This is a genomic window from Arcticibacterium sp. (genome assembly GCF_055134445.1).
On sequence record NZ_JBSRVI010000012.1, the window covers coordinates 1 to 16,314 of the forward strand.

Genomic DNA, 16,314 nt, shown 5'->3' on the forward strand with positions numbered 1-16,314 from the left:
GGACATATCTAAATCCCTTATCTGGCACGCGGCTATTAATCATCCAGGTGCCATCCGCTAGCTCGACAATTTTGGATTCATCCGCTGGTTTGATTGGTGTATCAATGAAGTGCCAATTTTCGCCGTGATCGTCACTTCCAAAAAGGAATAAACCCTTCTCTAAATTAACTAAAGTATGGATCAATTTGCCATTGCTGGTCTGTATCCCTCTTCCCGAAGTGATAAACTTAAAATCATGATGCCAGTCTGGTTTGGTGATTTGTGTGGTAATGTCGCGGGGAGAACTCCAAGTTTTTCCATTATCAATGCTCTTTATCACTTTCAAATAATAGACATCTTTTTCTAGGTCTAAATCCATATAGTTGAAGAATAGAAAAATGGCTCCCGTTACTTTATCAAGGATCAAGGACGGGTCGGAAGCTGATTTCCCAAATGGGTAATCCACTATCGTTTCAATTTCAGACCATGTGTCGCCATTATCGACACTGCGACGCAAAACGATGTTGATGTCTTTACTCCATTTTAAGTCACCGCAAGAAGGAACTCTCTGGTCAATAACCGCCAGCAAGTTCCCGTTTGGAGCAGTCATAAGTGCTGGTATCCTAAAGCATGACACGCCATGCTGCATATTGGTATAAAACAAATCCTTGAAATCAGGCTCTGACTGAGGATAAGCTATGAAAGATATCACTGAAAAGAGTATTAAAAAGAACAATTTCATAATTGTCAGATAGCTAGTGAATGAATATAGAAGTACGGTAGTTATACCACTTTGTAAAAGTCTAATCTAACTGATTTTTTATTGCTTTGAAATTATTTAACCTAAGATGTGTTTAAGTCTTTTTCGTGATAAAAGAAGTATTTGCCTTGGCTTCCCTGGAAGCAGACAAGTACAATTTCAATGGTTATATCTCATTCACCATATTTAACATCAGGGTAGGAATGCCCTTTAATGCCGTTAGCTTATAAGCTTTTCGCACAACTTAGCCAGTTCATGAGGTTTTCTAAGCCAAGCTCATTCTGTGTTGTATGAGACTCTGGTGGTTAACATCGATTACAATAGCGGTTGTGCACGTCGGCACAGAAAGGTCTATGTGGGATTTGATGAACGAACCTGAAATCATTATTAATGGTAGTTGTCAGGCTTCCGAATTACGTAAAAAAAGATGAAAATCAGTGTTTCAGGCGGGCACCTTAATTGTAGATGTAAGTTGTGATAAAGACATGGATTCTACCGAGCACAACCCACTACTTTCAAAAAAAGAACTGAGATTGATGAGATGGATTATGATGCCGTATAGACCACGATACTTTAGCATTTTTAAGTCTATTTCTACAGCTAAATTGTTACATCTTTCGTCAGTAATAAAAAGCGTTAAAGCTTGGAATGAAGCTGCCACGATTAGAAATACTATTCATATAGAAAATAGTCATCTGAAACTCAAAGACATCGTATCCGCATCAGAATAGGAATAAAAAGGTAACTTTTTCAGAAATGCCATAATGCATCGCTTTTATCTGTATTCTGGGTTTTCAAATTCCCAACGTTCTCCGATATCCCAGTCTTTCCTTGAGTTACCATAATTTGGATAACCCTTATTGGCTTTAAACATGGCGGCTAAATGAAGCAAATTATAGGTCATAAATGTCGTATTTCGGTTGGTGAAATCGCTGTCAAAACCAACAGGCTTGTCTAACTTTTTACCTTTCCATTCTTTGTCGCCGTAACTAGGACCAGGTCCTACTTCGCCAATCCAACCAGCGTCTGCCTGTGGACATATGGTATAACCAACGTGTTGAAGTGAATACAATATGCCCATAGCACAGTGTTTTACGCCATCCTCATTCCCTGTAATGATGCATCCGGCAGCTTTACCATAATATATGTATTGACCTTGGTCGTTGGTTTTACTGCTCATGGCGTATAAGCGTTCAATGAGTTTTTGTGCAACCGAAGATTTCTCTCCAAGCCAAATGGGCGTTCCCACGATAAGTATATCGGCTTCAATAATTCTTTTAAACAGGGAAGGCCACTCGTCTTTTTTCCAGCCATATTCCGTCATGTCTGGATATATACCACTGGCTACATCATGGTCTACCAAACGAATCTCGTCAATCTTCACCTTCTCTTTAAGCATAATGGCCTTGGAGACGTCCATCAGAGAAGCGGTATGACTCTTTCCTGGCGACTTTGTCAAAGTACAATTGACGTAAACAACGCTTAACTGACTAAAATCTGGCTTTTTCATGTTTCGTATAATTAAGTGAATCTCTTATACTACAGTTACGATGTTCTTGTGTTTTGGTTTATTTAATTATGCTTTTTATCTAAGGTTTAGGGTATTCTCTTTCTTCCAGCAGTAGATAAATTTAGGCTTTTGAAGTAATACTAAATAAGTTAAAAGACTAATGACTTAATTGGTGATAATCTTCACAGTCTTAAACATAACGGGATTCTCACTAATTCTCACCGGTTTGCCACTTGCTGTTGTCACATTTTTAAGAATCACTTCCTTTGTTAACACATAAGGATATTCCTCTTTATAAGTGTCATCAGTTCTATCAGAATTGAAAATTGAGAAGATAGCGGGTCCTTCGTAATCATCTGAATGGTTAGAATCGTCTATTTTTAGATTTTCAATGGTGATTGTTTCAGGCATATAACAAGTGTAACCAAAATCATGCAACCCAGTATAGTAACCATTTATTAAACTGGCTTGAGATGATTGACCACCGTTAGGGACAAAAATGCAATCGCGGATTATAAATTCTCCCTGCCAAGTGCTGCCATAGTCGGATCGTAGGTTAATTAGGCTCCTTCCTCTTATGGTGGAGTTTTCCACTATAAACTTCCCACTACCAATGGCATTGATACCCATGTGTCCTAGCGTAGAATTTCTAATGGTAGCATTGGCAACACCCATGTGGGCATCAAACCTTGATAGCACACAATGGTCATAAAGGAGATTTTTGCAGAAGTTAGAACCCAATATTCCCCAATATACCTTATCGTCAATGTCGTTTGTTTGACTACAATTCACAAAAGACACATTCAGTGCCCTGTTCACCAAAAGGTCATAGGTGCCCATGGTTACTGGTTTACCGGCCGACCCTATGGTGGTGTAAGTTTTATGACCTGTCAGGATAGTGTTCTTAACGATGACATAGGAGCAGTCGCTGATATGAATAAAACCACCATAAGGGGCACCTTGCTCCCCTTCGCCAATAACACGGTGTTCTAGTCCATCCAAAATCACATTGGAACGTTTTATTGCGATGTTTCGACTGTAATAGTTGTATTTAGATTCCTCCTTATTGGCTATCGTGGTAAAATGTCCTCCCTTAATGTTTAGTGTTTTATCGTCAATAGGAAGTGCTGTAATCTCTGTTATTTCGTCGAAATCCCAAATTACGGGAGCATCCATATCTACATGACCGTTTTTGTCTACCACAAAGATGTCCGTTTGCGGAGCTCCGTTATTTTGGTTCAAACCAAATCGGATGTAGTGTTTGATGTTGGAATTGGTGACGGTGATCAAACTGGTTTGAGGTAAAGAAGCGGCTATTTTTTCTTGATTCCTTTTAAGCGAGTGGATGGCATCCAATTTAAACGCTTTTAGCTCAGAGCACACTTTGAATACCGATGCATTTCTATTTTCGACTTCGGTATCATCAATGATGAATGACGCCTTACCGAAATCCGTTTCGGTCTGGATAATGGCGGTACGCTCTTTTCCGCTGATATAATAGGTAGCTCCCTCATCGGCTTTTACTAAAAGCCCATGCTGATTTGCAAAGGCATGCGTAGCAGCAATAGCTTCTATATCATCGGTTTTACCGTCGCCCTTGGCACCAAAATCACTATACTTAAGCACACCCAGCGTTTTAAACTTACGGATAGCCTGAGGTGAAACATTTAAATGTAATTCTCCTTTTTTATTTGTGAAAAGCTCAGTTTTGCCATTAGTGGAGCTAATGAATACATTTTCATGGATGTCAATGTTTTGTGCTTGTGCGAACATAGAAAAGCATAAAAAGGAGCATATGAATAGAATGTTTTTCATGGTTACGGTATTCATGGTTGTCTTTTAAGTTTAAATTCTAAACGTTGGTTGTCTATTACTTTTAAAGGTTTCCAAATAGCACTTGCTATAGGAAAAGTATCGAATCTTAAGTTATCTTAATAAAGTTACTATACCGTTTTTCTTTGCACCAGAAGAGAAAGTGATGATGTAGTTATAAGACCCTATAGTCGCTGGTTGCTGGTATATAAATCCATCCCAATTTAAATTTGGTTTGAAAAGCGTTATTACTTGATTTCCCCATCGATTATAAAATTCAATTTTTTCAGGTTCTTGTTTCGATAAAATTGATAAATCGAAATGGTCATTGATTCCATCATGATTTGGGGTAAAAGCGGTAGGTAAATCTTTACTTAGTTCATTGGTATCACAATTTTTAAATGCTAAATCTAATGTATAGCTTTTACTTACAGGTGGTAGGCAATCCTCCTTCTTTGTTTGAATAATACCTATTTGCACCATGTTGTCAGAAGTTTCGGAATTCCTTTTAAGCTCAATAAAGTTTTTATCTGTCTTAATTTTCTCATCACCAACTGTCCAGCTGAACGACACATTAGATTCTTCTGTTTGGGCAGAAATATGAACCAATTCTCCGAAACAAGGTTCTGCTGGGGTAGTTGTTAACTTTGCATCCTCCATGCTTGGACCTTTGTAAAGAAAAGTGATTTCTTGTAAAGTTAGTCCTCTGTTATAAATGAGAATATCATCAATAATACCCGTAAAATAAGCATCTAATTTAGTGCCACTAGGATACCAAATGCTCCGACCTATTACAATGGATTTGCCGCTTTCCGTCATTTTTAGTCCTTTAAATTGCTTGTCCACTTCTAAGAGCACACCGTTTTTATATAAACTCAATACGCCGTTTTGTATCATGAAAACAAGAAAAGACCACTCCTCTAAATTTATCGTATTATCTCTCCACACATCTCCAACTTTAATCCTACCAAAAGAGTTGGCGAGCCTTAGACGTCCATGCTGGACGGTTGTGGAAAATCCAGACCAATTGGCTGAAGGATTAAGGTCTTTTGAAATTGGTCCAGCATATTTGGGCCAGGTACCTGCAGTGTTTGAAAAAGATTTGAATTCGGTAGGTTTCACCCACATCGCCATCGATATTTCTTGAACATTTAGTGATGCTGAATGCGGAACTTCTATGTAGGCATCGGAGCCATTGAAGTAGAAGGCACTCTGCTCATTTCCAAATCTATCGGCGGTTATGGTTGCTCCATAATTTTGCCCATTATTGTCAAATCCAGATTTGTCAGAGGCATTGCCATCAAATGGCAAACACAAAACTAGTCCTTCACTCAAGTTTAATTGAGATTTTAAACTGAAGGGCAATAAAAGAAGGAAATAAATAACAAACCGTGGGGGATATGAGCAAATCTTCATCATTAGGCTGTTTTCGATGCTTTTTGGGAAGGTGTATTTTACCTATGGTAGCATGTGATAGTGCAAGATAAACACAAACTATACCAAATAGAAACAAAGTGTTTTGTTACCGCTTAAAACTTTCTTCAAGTTGTAGTATAACCAAAGCAAAAAAAGCTACTACGGTATGTTTGTCTATTATTGCAAAGATTAAAAATGCTGTCTTTCCGGATAAATATCAATAGAAACGGCACGATCATAATTGTTCAATAGTCGCTTAGGCAACTGTCCTTTTTCTTTTTCTAATAAAGTAAAACAACAAACCAACCAACAGTGGAATTATTAAGTAGAGCAAGTATCTTAGGTTAAAAGCGGCTTTCTTAGCTTTCCAGGTATCGCCGTCGAGGACTATATTGAACGCGTGGCTATTCTCATTATCCAGCGTATATTTTTCTTTTGGAAATCCATCTAGTAGAAATATGACGACAGACTGATTATGGTGTATATCCTTAAACAATTCATTTTTAAAATGGATAGTATTTACGTTTTCAGGCAGTCCAATAATTTCTGCCACTAATTTGGTTTCATGACCTAAAAACACCTTTGGATCCTTAAACCGTAAGATGTCATTCTCATTTAAGATAATGGAAAAATTTTTCTTAAAATGGCTTATCACCAGGTCTTGAAATTTTTCGGGCGATTGGTAAGCACCTTCTCCATTAATGTAATTAACTTCTTCTTGAAAAGCCGTTAAAGAACTATTGATTTGTAATATGATTTGCCCATTATCGGTTTTAGAAATAATGATATTAGAAAAATCAGGATTATGGGCAAAGGCTATATTTGCTACCAACATTAGACTTAAAATAAGCAATTTCATAGCAGATTTTTTATAATGCATATTCCCCTCGTAAACCATTGATAAAATTGTTGTTTCCGGCCTTATCGACATGGTAATGATAACCTCTGGTTTCGTCGTAATGTCCTCTTGATTCGTCTAAGTCGGTATATTCATTTCCGATATTATCTGTGTTTGCAAAGATGCCATATCCGTCAAAAGCGTAACCAATCATGGCTGCATGATTATCAGGTTGTGCTAGTTTTTTAGAAACACCTGTGGCGGCATGATAATGGTAACCTGCGGCAAGATTTATATGTCCGCCTGCGTCATCAAAGGGTGCTAAAGTATAAGCCCCTAAAATGGCATCAGTAGGTGCTGGGGCATCAAATACTACGCCGTTGAATGCTAGTCCTCTACTAGAGGGTAAGGTAGAACGGCCTTCAGGTCCTCTAGGTCTTTCATTTTCTACTGGTCTTTCAGGTCTTGCGTTCCCATCTGGCCTGCCACCAGGACCTCTTGAAAAGGAATAGGGAGTTGCAGCCTTTTTAGGTGTAACAGGGATATAATAAGTGTGTTTTACATCCGCTACATAAGATGGTAAACACTCTACACAGTAATTTTGGTATTCTGCTCCTACATTAGGATTTGCTGCTTCTTGGCACTCTTGCTTTGTTTTTGTTTTTGTGATTTCACCCGTTTGGCTGTTGTATAACATCCAAGTGTCATCTTTATAAAAAGTGGCTAAGTTTTTCACAAAGGCACCATCCACATCGTACACTTCTCCATTTTCTAACCAAATTCCACCGGCCGAGGCATCGTCGGCAATATTACCTGGACACCAAGGTCCCATTTCGTGATCACTTGGGTTTGAGGTAACTACGATTTTATAACAATCGGCAGTAGAACCATCAGAAAGTGTTCTGGCTACAACGGTAATAGGTTCTGCTAATCCATTGGTTAGGAAGTTTTCACTTTTTACGGAGATGCTTACTTTGTCTTCCGTTACCGTTTTGGTATTTGATTTATTGTTTTTGCACGCAGTGAAAGTCACCGTTAGTAAGCTTAATAGTAGTGTTTTATATTTGTTTTTCATCATGATGATTGACTTAATTGATGCCTGAGTTTCTTGAAAAAATAGATTGTTTTGTTTCTTAGACGCCTTTTTTTTAAAAATCTTGCGGTAGGATGTCATAGAAGAATTCCTAGAATTCTAAAGCATTCAAACTGAAGCCAGTGTTTTCCTCAATGTTCTATTTTAGTCAAGATGATGGTTTGAAAACTTAGTCTATAAGCCCAGTTTATCCATTTCAGGTTTTTCATACTGGCTATCTTCAGCCGGGTATCTTAAGGAATCTTCATAATTGCCAGATTCTTTAGCAAGCGACCATATTAAGCTTTCTCCTGCGAATTTTGAGCTAGGAATTTGTTTGAAAACCTTGTCTTGATATGCTTTTTCAGCGTCAATGATATCCCAACCTTCGGCTTTAAATCTTTGAATGAGGTCGCCTAAAAATAGGGCAGAGGTCAAGTTGTGATGAAGTAGAAGTGTATGCTTAATATGCCTGCCATTTATCTCATATGAGAGTTTTTCGTAGTATTTGGCTCTATCTAAAATGTGGTCTAGATAGTATTCTCTGAATTTCTGGATTTCCTCCTGATTCTGTCCAACTTCTTTAAGCCTTGCAATCAATCTTTGATTAATATACCAGTCAGAGGCATCAATAGTGACATAGCCATTCGCGTAATTATTTTCAGAAAGGATTTGCCTTAGGCTGTCCACTTTGGCTGCGTTTTGACCTTCTTTTAAATATGGAAAACGGAACAGGTTGATTTTGTTATCAAATTTTGAAATAATGGAATCTGTTTTGATTAACTCTTCTCTAAAAACGTCCGAGGTGTTTTTATCTGAATTGTAATATGGATGTGTGAAGGTATGATTGCCAAGTTTATGCCCTCTATCGTTCCAGCTTTGGAGTAAAAACTGTCCTTTCTTATTCAGTTTATTATCTCCACGAATAAAAAATATGGCCTTTAGTTGATTACTGTCTAATTGAGATAATATCATCTCATTCCAATCTTCAAACTTATAACCAGCTATATCTGATGTGATTCCGTCATCAAATGTATAACTCATGACAGGCTTGTCTTGCGTTACGGAATCTTCAACGACCTCAGCATCTGAAGTCTTAGGTGATTGACAAGCACTTGAAAGTGCCGCTAAAGAAAGAAGTACGGATAAATAAACGGTCATATTATTTAGCGGAAGTTGTTCAGGTTTTCTTAAGCTAACGCTACCAAGGTCCATTTTGTTTAACTTGATAAAAGCGTTTGCCATCAAAACGATAAAGGCCCTGACCGGTTCCCCACCACATATTTCCTGCTCTGTCTTGATACATGCTTTGCACACAGCAGTTAATACCGTCATCCAAGGTATATACGGTAAATGCTTTTGGATCTGATTCTGGCAGTGAAGGGTCAAATCTTGTAGTACTGCCTCTAGCTGTAATCCAGATAATTCCAGAATCTTCTATAATTAAACCCCAAATTTCATTTCCACCTATTTTGTCTTTGATATTAACTTCTGTAAAAGATTGACCGTCATAGCTGCTTATGCCATTCTGTGAGGTAAACCATATATTTCCCAATTTGTCCTCCGCTATGCCACCTGCATAGTTATCGCTTAGGCCACCCTTTGTCGTAAGATTTTTAATAGGTTTTTCTGGTTGAGAAGCATCGTATTTATAAACGCCATGATCTTGTGTAGCAAACCAAATGTTCCCTTTACTGTCTTCTATGATGCCTTTAATATTGACTGGCGGAATCAACTGAAATTGGGAAAAGGCTGTGCCTTCAGGCGAGGGATTATATGTGAATACACCACCACTAGTACCTACCCAGACGGTGCCAGCTTTGTCTACTAAGATGCTTTTTCTACTAACATTGGTATTTGTCAATCCATCCTTTTCGGTATAACTCTTAAAGGCTTTTCCTTGGCCTTCAGGCAGGCGGGCATCATACTTAACAGCTCCTTGATATGTTCCAAACCAGATATTACCATTCTTATCTTCAGTGATAGCATGCACACTACTATCAAATTCGCCTTCTAAATTTTTATTTCCCTCAAAAAAAGCTGCTTTACTAAAATAGTTTAAAGTCTTACCATCAAATCTAACGACACTTTGCCCTGCGGGTCCAAACCAATAGTTTCCTTTGGAGTCCTGAAAAATACTTCTGATATACTGACTTACAAGTCCAGTGTCATTATAGGGGTTTTGTTCAGGAAATAGAGGAGGAGGTGTTCCTATAATTTCTGGGCTTTGTTTTAAGTCTTTAGCAACTTCGTCCGTAGTTGAGTTTGAATTTATTTGTCCATTGCAAGAAGTGCTAAAAAGTAAAATGGAAAGTAAGTAACCAGCTATCTTCATGATTTGTTTTTTGTTTTCTCAAAGGTATATGCAGGTATTAAATTTGAGTTATTTCAATTGTAAAATCATGTAAAAGGATTGTAAAAGTTTCAAAAAATTGCTTTTGATTTTCCTCCGTCAGAGTCTCACGCAGTGGACTCTGATGTTTTCTTATGAGGAGCAACAAAAAAGTGACACACAATCAAGCGTACTATTTCAAAAAATTTAGAAAGTAAGGCTTCTGTGTCTTTTGGGAAATTATTCAGAAAAATCAAGTAGATTTAATTCTAAATAAATAGCCCTATAATGAAAATATTTCCTTTCGTATTATTTCTATTTTCTGTTAAATTACTTAGTGCTCAGGAGTCTATGCATTGTCAAGGGGCGTATTGGACTGAGGATGAAGCTAATCTCAAAATGAAAGAATTTGGAAATACTTGGAATGACCTTGCCTCTTGGGAAGCTAGAGCTTACAAAATTAAGCAACAGATAATAAGTGGAATGAAGCTGGATGAAATGCCCAAAATTGAAGGCAATTTTAATCCTATCATTCATGGAGAGCAAATAATGGATGGTTATAAAGTTCAAAATATTGCTATTGAGAGTTTCCCAGGATTTTACATAACAGGTAATCTATATTTACCACTAGATGATAAGAAAACCCATGCAGCCATTTTAAGTCCACATGGACATTTGGCGGATAAGCGATACACGCATTACATTCAAAAAAGGTGTGCAGTATTGGCAGGAATGGGTGCTGTAGTATTTGCTTATGACATGATTGGCTATGCCGATAGCAAACAAGTGGAACATAAAATGCCAATCGCGTTGACCTTACAAACCTATAATAGTAAGCGAGTTTTGGATTATCTTATCAGTAGACCAGATGTTGATGGCGATCGTATAGGAATGACTGGCGGCTCTGGTGGAGGAACTCAAACGTTCGTATTATCTGCAATTGATGACCGAATAAAAGTGAGCATACCTGTAGTACAAGTTTCAGCACATTTTTTTGGTGGTTGTGTTTGCGAGAGTGGCATGCCAATTCATAAGACCAATGATTTTCAAACCAACAATGTGGAAATTGCCGCTATGACAGCTCCTCGTGCCCAGCTTATAATTTCCGATGGCGTAGATTGGACTAGCAATACCCCACGTGTTGAGTTTCCTTATATTTCAAAGGTATATGAGCAATACAATGCTGAGCATATGGTTCAAAACGTACACCTTGCCGGGGAAAAACACGATTACGGTTACTCTAAGAGAGTCGCAGCTTATAATTTCTTTGCCAAGCACTTGAGCCTCAATTACCGAGCAATTCCTTATGACGACGCTTATGATGAGCGTTTTGTGGAAATTGTGTCCAAGGAAAGTTTACAAGTTTTCAATGGAGAGCATCCACTTCCAGCAAATTCCTTAGTGGGAAATAAAGCAGTAATGGATTATTTGGGTTTTTAGTAAATTATCACACTCTTTTTGGCTCTAAAGTTTAAAAGCTTAATTTGAAGGTCAAATTACTAGCATGATGAAACTAAAGAATAATTTACTTCTAATGGCCTCACTTGTCTGTTTGTTGATATGTGGCTTAGAATCTTTTTCTCAAAAAAATAATACCCCTGAGCTTTACTTGGAGCCCATTTTTAAGGTGAATTATGCCGACGCTACGGCAGATAAGCCTCAGTCAAAGTCATGGACAAACGAGTATGAGTGGGTATTAATAGGAGACGAGGATGGTCCAAAACTTTTGAAAAAAGATGCTTTAGGATGGACGAGTCAAACTGAACTTAATCATGCATTGCAAAATTTACCGAGTAGGGCAGATGTTTGGAGCAAAGGCGACCAGTGTTATATAGTTTTGGTGGAAGACTGTGTCTTAAAGGTAGTTCAAATAGCTTATTCAAAGAATAGTGAAAAATATGAATATCAATGGAAGGCAGACCTTCCAATTCCAGCCGATTGTATCTCCATAGAAACTGCTACCATTACGCAGGACTCAAAAGGCGAATTTTGGGTTTGTGCAGATATCAATGAAAAAATCATGGTTTGGCATTCTTCCGATGGTAAAGCTTGGTCAGAACCTTTCACATTAACTGACAGTATCAATGAAGATGATATCTCCTTAATTGTCGGTCTGAAAGGCCAAGTATCAGTCATATGGTCCAACCAGAACACGGAAACTATTTATGAGCGAATTCATCATGACGGGGATGATCCTCATCAATGGTCAGAGCCCATCATTGTTCAGCAGGGAGATAAAAACGCAGACGACCATCTGAATGCGACGGTGTTTAAAAATGGAAAAATGGCTTTGGTCACAAAGAACAGTGTGGATGAAATGAATCAAGCCCAGTTTGTGCTGCGTGTAAGAGACAAAAAGGGTAAATGGACCAACATTCCGTATGAAAACCTTACTGCTCAAAGAACCCCCAGTCGTCCTATTATTAATCATGTGGAATCAGGGAGGATATTTGAAATTCATGCCGTAAGAAATAGAGTTGATAATCGATATTTTATATCAGTCAATGAAATCATTGAGCGGAAAGACGGCTGGGCGTTTAAAGAACTCATCCAGTTAAAAACCAAAATAAATGGAAAAAACGGTGACGTAACTTCAAGCAAAGCCAGTTTTTTACTCAATGAACCTAAACTTATATTTTTCTCTGATGAGCTAGGGAATATTTATTCCTTTGATCTGGATACTTTATAGGTTTAGCTTTTTACTGATTTGTGGATAGCTTACTATTTAAAGGCAGCCTATCGTCCAGTGAACGCTGCTGAGGGGAAATGAATACTTCTGCCTCTTTTTGGAAAACCCTACTTCTCTATGCGATGCCCGATTTCGTTAGCAACATTTTTTGTCCTGCTGAATAGATGGACAAGGTACATTTCCATAACTGCAAAATACGCAACAATCCCCTGACATAGGTTTCAGCCTTGTTTTGCAGTTTTCGCATTCGTAGAAGAATTGACAAGCATCCGTTGGCATTACTTCCTCTTTTTGGTGTCCACAACTCGGGCAAGTTATGGTTGAATTTAAGGTAACATCCATTTTTAAACTTTTATGCTGTTAGTCACTTTATAGCCCGTCGAGTTGATGGCTTTTTCAATGTTGCTCATTGTGGTTCTTGATTGGTCAAATTTCACAATAGCATTTCCCTTTTCGTAAGAAACTTTGACCTCAATTATTCCTTTTAGTTTGTTAATTTCAGTGCTGACATGATGTTCACAACCGGTGCAAGTCATTCCACTTATTTTAAATTCTACCGTTTGAATATCTGCTTTGTCCACGATAATAATTTCTTTTTCAGTCTTTGGGAAGAAAATACCGGAATACGCTGGAAAGGCAAGCATAACGATGGCAAATGCTGTTATGATTCCTAAAAATGTTTTGGTCTGCATAAAATTTGGTTTTGGGTTATTTTCACAATTACAGTCAATTTGTTTTTGAGGTTTTAGTTTTTGATACCAAGCGAAACTCAGAACCAAAAAAGTGGAACCGATAAAATAAGGTCTAAAGGGTTCAAGCCACGAAAATGTTGAAGCAAGTCCGCTGGTTCCGGCCAGAAGTGCTAAAACTGGCGTAATGCAACATAATGAAGCAGAAATCGCCGTCAAAAGTCCAACTCCTGCGAGTCTATTATCTGTTTTCATATTGTTTCTAAAATTTTATTTTCATTAAGGATCATGAAAAATGGATTTAACATTTTTTCATATTCATCTGTCAATGCGTAAAAAATAGTTTGTGCTTCTTTCTCCGAATGAATAAGTTTTCGGTCTCTCAGTTTTCGTAAATGTTGAGAAACAGCTGAAATGGTCATACCCAAAATGTCACTTAAGTCACAAACACAAAGCCGCTTCTCCTCGTAAAGCATAAAAAGTATTTTCAGTCTGACGTTGTTCCCCGCCAATTCAAGGCCATTTGATAAATAATCAAAAGAGTCATTAAGTGCTAAAACCCTGTCTTTACAACGGGTTATTTGATTAACGTCGGCTTGCTGTCGAATACAAGTGATAGATTCCATAATTCAAATATAGTTAATTTGCTTATTAAAGCAATTGCTTAAATACATAATTCTACAAAATGACTTCCTTGTTGTGTTTTCTCAAACCGAGATACGCATGGCGAAAGCTTAAGTGTTAGAAGACTTATTATTATGCTGAAAGCTCTTTGATGGGGCTTATTGATGGAGGGGAGAGCGTAAAATCCATCAATTGTTTAAAATCTTCGCAATTTCAGATGTCTTTTCTCCGGCTTCTTAAGGCTTCAAACTTAGAATTTCAAATTAATACCCCCTTCTAAGCCTAGTCAAAGCAATGAAAATCTTTGTATTACTATATGTTGGTCTTTAGATATGTTTTAGGGTTTTCGACAGCTATCAAATTAAAAAGTTCTTCTCCCAAGTAACTTCTTATTCCTTGATACAGATCTTTATCTAAGCCCTTTTGTGATACGACGTAAAAATCGGTTCCGAATAAAATACGGTTTCTAACCTTGCAATCATTCAGAAGGTACTTTAGCATTGGAAATAATTCCTGATTATAGAGAATGAAACTGATGTCAGAATAAACGTTTTCATATTTAACTATTAGATCATAAATTATCGAAAGCCAACTCGCGTTCCACCATATCGTTCTCATGCTGCCATGGTTTAAGGTATTTTTGAATTTACTTTTTAAGTAATCTTCCCTTGAGGTGGGAGAGATGTTATTATTGTAATTGTTCCAAGCGTCTTTTCCATTTTTCTCCCATTCTTCACTTCCTCCAAAATGTGCAAGACATATTTTTAACTTACTCAAATCACAAGCTTCTCCTAAATACTCCGAGAGTAGTTCTTTGTTGAGCAAGCACTCATAATTTAAAGGATGAGTGAAGTTTGATGAAAACTCATAATTGTCTTTTTGAGGAAGCGGAATGGGCGTCAAGATTTGACCGTTTGCAGGGTATTTCAATATTTCGTGTTGATTCCATTCTTCATTTTTCTTACCACGATAAAACACGGTCCCTTTGGTACAATGTGACATTACTGGGATTTGTTTTTCCTGAGCGAATTTGAAAAGTTCTATGAGGCTTTTGTCAAAAGGGAAGTAGCCAAGTGCGGGATATATCTTAATTCCTGAAAATGCTTTACTCGAAAGGTGTTGAAATAAATAGTTGGAATAGTTATTTAACCCTTCTAATTCAGTACTGGCCTTAATTCTTCGAGGATCCGCAAAAACGAACGGTTTTAACTCAGGCCGTCTAGCTCCCAACGCTCGGAGACCTTCTATTTGAGTTAGGTAAGGGATTTTTGCTTGACCAGCTGCCATATAATCCATATCCATACTCAGAATAACTTGATTTGAACCAGGCGGATAATTCATCAATAAGTAATTATAGATCTTTGATTGAGTTTTATATTTGGCAGCGTATCTACCCATAGTGAGATATCTGTAATACAATTCTTTTACCTCTTTGCTGAAGAGGGCGTCAATCACCAGAAACTTAGTGATTATGGCAAAAAGCCATTTTATAAGAAAGTATACTATTTTGTAAATAGGCCATAGAATAATGGTAAACTTCAGAACACGGAAAATGAAGAATTTTATCTTTTTTATGTTGTGTTTAAACCCTCTAAATCTTTTACTACCCCTTTCTGTCAAATTATTATAGTACCACTTGACAAAATTTATGGTTATCAAATGGTAAAGGTAAAATGCTTTTTCCAAATTTATCGGGTACGTGGTCAATCGTAAATAGGTGTGCGTGGCAGTTAGTTAGAACATCCTTCTGTTTCATAAGTTTTATACATAAAAACAAGAATAATGTTTAGCTACTCGAATTTGACTCCAATGGGCAGATTATAGTATTTAAAAGGAGTTTAAATTGTTCATTCTCGTTTTGACCTTATAAAGTTAACATTAATAAATCACTGTCAAAATAGGATTTCTAAGGTGTAAACTGCCATTTCTTCAAACCGATATTCTCACAGTGGACCTTGGAATATTTTTAAGGTTTTAAGGGATGCCGAAGCGTTTTTAAGAGGAAAATAAGTTATAGCAATTTTTTGTGATTTTGTGACTAGCAGGTATAAAAATGTGGCAGCAACTAAGGTGTGCTCTTTTGTCATCATGTTATGTCAAGCAGCAGATCTTTAGAGAAAATGATCTTCTTTTCATGTTCTCGTATGGCTATAATGTTGATGAGTTGCTCGAAATTACTGTCAAAAATTCTTTACTCAGAACTTTATTTTACTATGTTTGAGTATTCTAATTTAATTATCTGAAAAATAAAAATATAATGAAATTTAATATTGTTAAAGTGAAAAAAATCAGCATATTGTTAATATTCGTGTGTTTTTTTACTAATCAGGTTTCTGGGCAGTTGGCAATTTTAAAAGGACCAGAATGGTCTATTATTTCTAGAACTGCTGAGCTACCTTCAGGAGCTTCACTTTTCTTTACCAGCGGCATGACGGCTTCCGCACTAAATGCAGATTTGGCAGACGGCATTTATGAAAAATATGGTAATACAGAGACTCAATCATTAAACATTCTGGAGCAAATTAAGAGCACCATAGAAGAGGAAGGTTTAGAGATGTCTGATGTGTTTGCCATGAAGGTTTACGTTTCTGCA

Annotated in this window: 16 protein-coding genes; 4 read left to right on the plus strand and 12 right to left on the minus strand. The window is 37.2% G+C overall.

Annotated elements, in window-relative coordinates; translation table 11 throughout:
* Positions 1–691, minus strand: a 691-nt coding sequence (locus tag ACTBZY_RS01205; protein ID WP_463044493.1) for a sialidase family protein, incomplete at its 3' end; no start/stop codon positions are given.
* A 485-nt stretch (positions 692–1,176) separates the two neighbouring features.
* Between ACTBZY_RS01205 and ACTBZY_RS01210 the strand changes: the two genes are divergently transcribed.
* Positions 1,177–1,470 (plus strand): hypothetical protein, encoded by a 294-nt coding sequence (locus ACTBZY_RS01210; protein WP_463044494.1) that lies wholly within the window; start codon positions 1,177–1,179, stop codon positions 1,468–1,470.
* Positions 1,471–1,514: 44 nt separating this feature from the next.
* Here ACTBZY_RS01210 and ACTBZY_RS01215 read toward each other — a convergent pair whose 3' ends face one another.
* From ACTBZY_RS01215 to ACTBZY_RS01245, 7 genes are all read right to left on the minus strand, one after another.
* On the minus strand, positions 1,515–2,249 hold the full coding sequence (locus ACTBZY_RS01215) for a flavodoxin family protein (protein WP_463044495.1): 735 nt from the start codon (positions 2,247–2,249) through the stop codon (positions 1,515–1,517).
* A 165-nt stretch (positions 2,250–2,414) separates the two neighbouring features.
* Entirely contained in the window at positions 2,415–4,079 is a 1,665-nt protein-coding gene (locus ACTBZY_RS01220; RefSeq protein WP_463044496.1) for a hypothetical protein, read from the minus strand.
* Positions 4,080–4,175: 96 nt separating this feature from the next.
* Positions 4,176–5,396, minus strand: a complete 1,221-nt coding sequence (locus ACTBZY_RS01225) for a LamG-like jellyroll fold domain-containing protein (protein WP_463044497.1) — start codon at positions 5,394–5,396, stop codon at positions 4,176–4,178.
* A 337-nt stretch (positions 5,397–5,733) separates the two neighbouring features.
* Positions 5,734–6,336 (minus strand): hypothetical protein, encoded by a 603-nt coding sequence (locus ACTBZY_RS01230; RefSeq protein ID WP_463044498.1) that lies wholly within the window; start codon positions 6,334–6,336, stop codon positions 5,734–5,736.
* 10 nt (positions 6,337–6,346) lie between these two features.
* Complete coding sequence (locus tag ACTBZY_RS01235) at positions 6,347–7,393, minus strand: YHYH protein (RefSeq protein WP_463044499.1); 1,047 nt, start codon at positions 7,391–7,393, stop codon at positions 6,347–6,349.
* 189 nt (positions 7,394–7,582) lie between these two features.
* Positions 7,583–8,602 (minus strand): polysaccharide deacetylase family protein, encoded by a 1,020-nt coding sequence (locus ACTBZY_RS01240; protein ID WP_463044500.1) that lies wholly within the window; start codon positions 8,600–8,602, stop codon positions 7,583–7,585.
* Positions 8,589–9,722 carry a ligand-binding sensor domain-containing protein gene (locus ACTBZY_RS01245; RefSeq protein WP_463044501.1) on the minus strand — a complete coding sequence of 378 codons (1,134 nt, stop codon included), beginning with the start codon at positions 9,720–9,722 and terminating at the stop codon, positions 8,589–8,591. Before ACTBZY_RS01245 ends, ACTBZY_RS01240 begins: the two co-directional genes overlap by 14 nt.
* Positions 9,723–10,007: 285 nt before the next feature.
* Between ACTBZY_RS01245 and ACTBZY_RS01250 the strand changes: the two genes are divergently transcribed.
* Both ACTBZY_RS01250 and ACTBZY_RS01255 read left to right on the plus strand, forming a co-directional pair.
* Positions 10,008–11,159 (plus strand): alpha/beta hydrolase family protein, encoded by a 1,152-nt coding sequence (locus ACTBZY_RS01250; RefSeq protein WP_463044502.1) that lies wholly within the window; start codon positions 10,008–10,010, stop codon positions 11,157–11,159.
* A 64-nt stretch (positions 11,160–11,223) separates the two neighbouring features.
* Entirely contained in the window at positions 11,224–12,408 is a 1,185-nt protein-coding gene (locus tag ACTBZY_RS01255; protein ID WP_463044503.1) for a hypothetical protein, read from the plus strand.
* Positions 12,409–12,543: 135 nt separating this feature from the next.
* On the opposite strand, the gene ACTBZY_RS01260 is transcribed toward ACTBZY_RS01255, so the two are convergent.
* From ACTBZY_RS01260 to ACTBZY_RS01275, 4 genes are all read right to left on the minus strand, one after another.
* Positions 12,544–12,750: a GDCCVxC domain-containing (seleno)protein gene (locus ACTBZY_RS01260; protein WP_463044504.1), complete on the minus strand. Its 207-nt coding sequence runs from the start codon at positions 12,748–12,750 to the stop codon at positions 12,544–12,546.
* A 2-nt stretch (positions 12,751–12,752) separates the two neighbouring features.
* Positions 12,753–13,352, minus strand: a complete 600-nt coding sequence (gene merTP, locus ACTBZY_RS01265) for a mercuric transport protein MerTP (RefSeq protein ID WP_463044505.1) — start codon at positions 13,350–13,352, stop codon at positions 12,753–12,755.
* On the minus strand, positions 13,349–13,723 hold the full coding sequence (locus ACTBZY_RS01270) for an ArsR/SmtB family transcription factor (protein WP_463044506.1): 375 nt from the start codon (positions 13,721–13,723) through the stop codon (positions 13,349–13,351). The genes merTP and ACTBZY_RS01270 overlap by 4 nt, the downstream gene beginning before the upstream one ends.
* 310 nt (positions 13,724–14,033) lie before the next feature.
* Complete coding sequence (locus tag ACTBZY_RS01275) at positions 14,034–15,407, minus strand: amidohydrolase family protein (protein WP_463044507.1); 1,374 nt, start codon at positions 15,405–15,407, stop codon at positions 14,034–14,036.
* 571 nt (positions 15,408–15,978) lie between these two features.
* Between ACTBZY_RS01275 and ACTBZY_RS01280 the strand changes: the two genes are divergently transcribed.
* Positions 15,979–16,314: RidA family protein (locus tag ACTBZY_RS01280; protein ID WP_463044508.1), on the plus strand; the 336-nt coding region annotated here is incomplete at its 3' end.

Coding starts and splice junctions, on each gene's coding strand:
- ACTBZY_RS01215 (WP_463044495.1), bottom strand. CDS start 2,249: ATGAAAAAGCCAGATTTTAGTCAGTTAAGCGTTGTTTACGTCAATTGT.
- ACTBZY_RS01220 (WP_463044496.1), bottom strand. CDS start 4,079: ATGAATACCGTAACCATGAAAAACATTCTATTCATATGCTCCTTTTTA.
- ACTBZY_RS01230 (WP_463044498.1), bottom strand. CDS start 6,336: ATGAAATTGCTTATTTTAAGTCTAATGTTGGTAGCAAATATAGCCTTT.
- ACTBZY_RS01235 (WP_463044499.1), bottom strand. CDS start 7,393: ATGATGAAAAACAAATATAAAACACTACTATTAAGCTTACTAACGGTG.
- ACTBZY_RS01240 (WP_463044500.1), bottom strand. CDS start 8,602: ATGGACCTTGGTAGCGTTAGCTTAAGAAAACCTGAACAACTTCCGCTA.
- ACTBZY_RS01245 (WP_463044501.1), bottom strand. CDS start 9,722: ATGAAGATAGCTGGTTACTTACTTTCCATTTTACTTTTTAGCACTTCT.
- ACTBZY_RS01250 (WP_463044502.1), top strand. CDS start 10,008: ATGAAAATATTTCCTTTCGTATTATTTCTATTTTCTGTTAAATTACTT.
- ACTBZY_RS01255 (WP_463044503.1), top strand. CDS start 11,224: ATGATGAAACTAAAGAATAATTTACTTCTAATGGCCTCACTTGTCTGT.
- ACTBZY_RS01260 (WP_463044504.1), bottom strand. CDS start 12,750: ATGGATGTTACCTTAAATTCAACCATAACTTGCCCGAGTTGTGGACAC.
- merTP (WP_463044505.1), bottom strand. CDS start 13,352: ATGAAAACAGATAATAGACTCGCAGGAGTTGGACTTTTGACGGCGATT.
- ACTBZY_RS01270 (WP_463044506.1), bottom strand. CDS start 13,723: ATGGAATCTATCACTTGTATTCGACAGCAAGCCGACGTTAATCAAATA.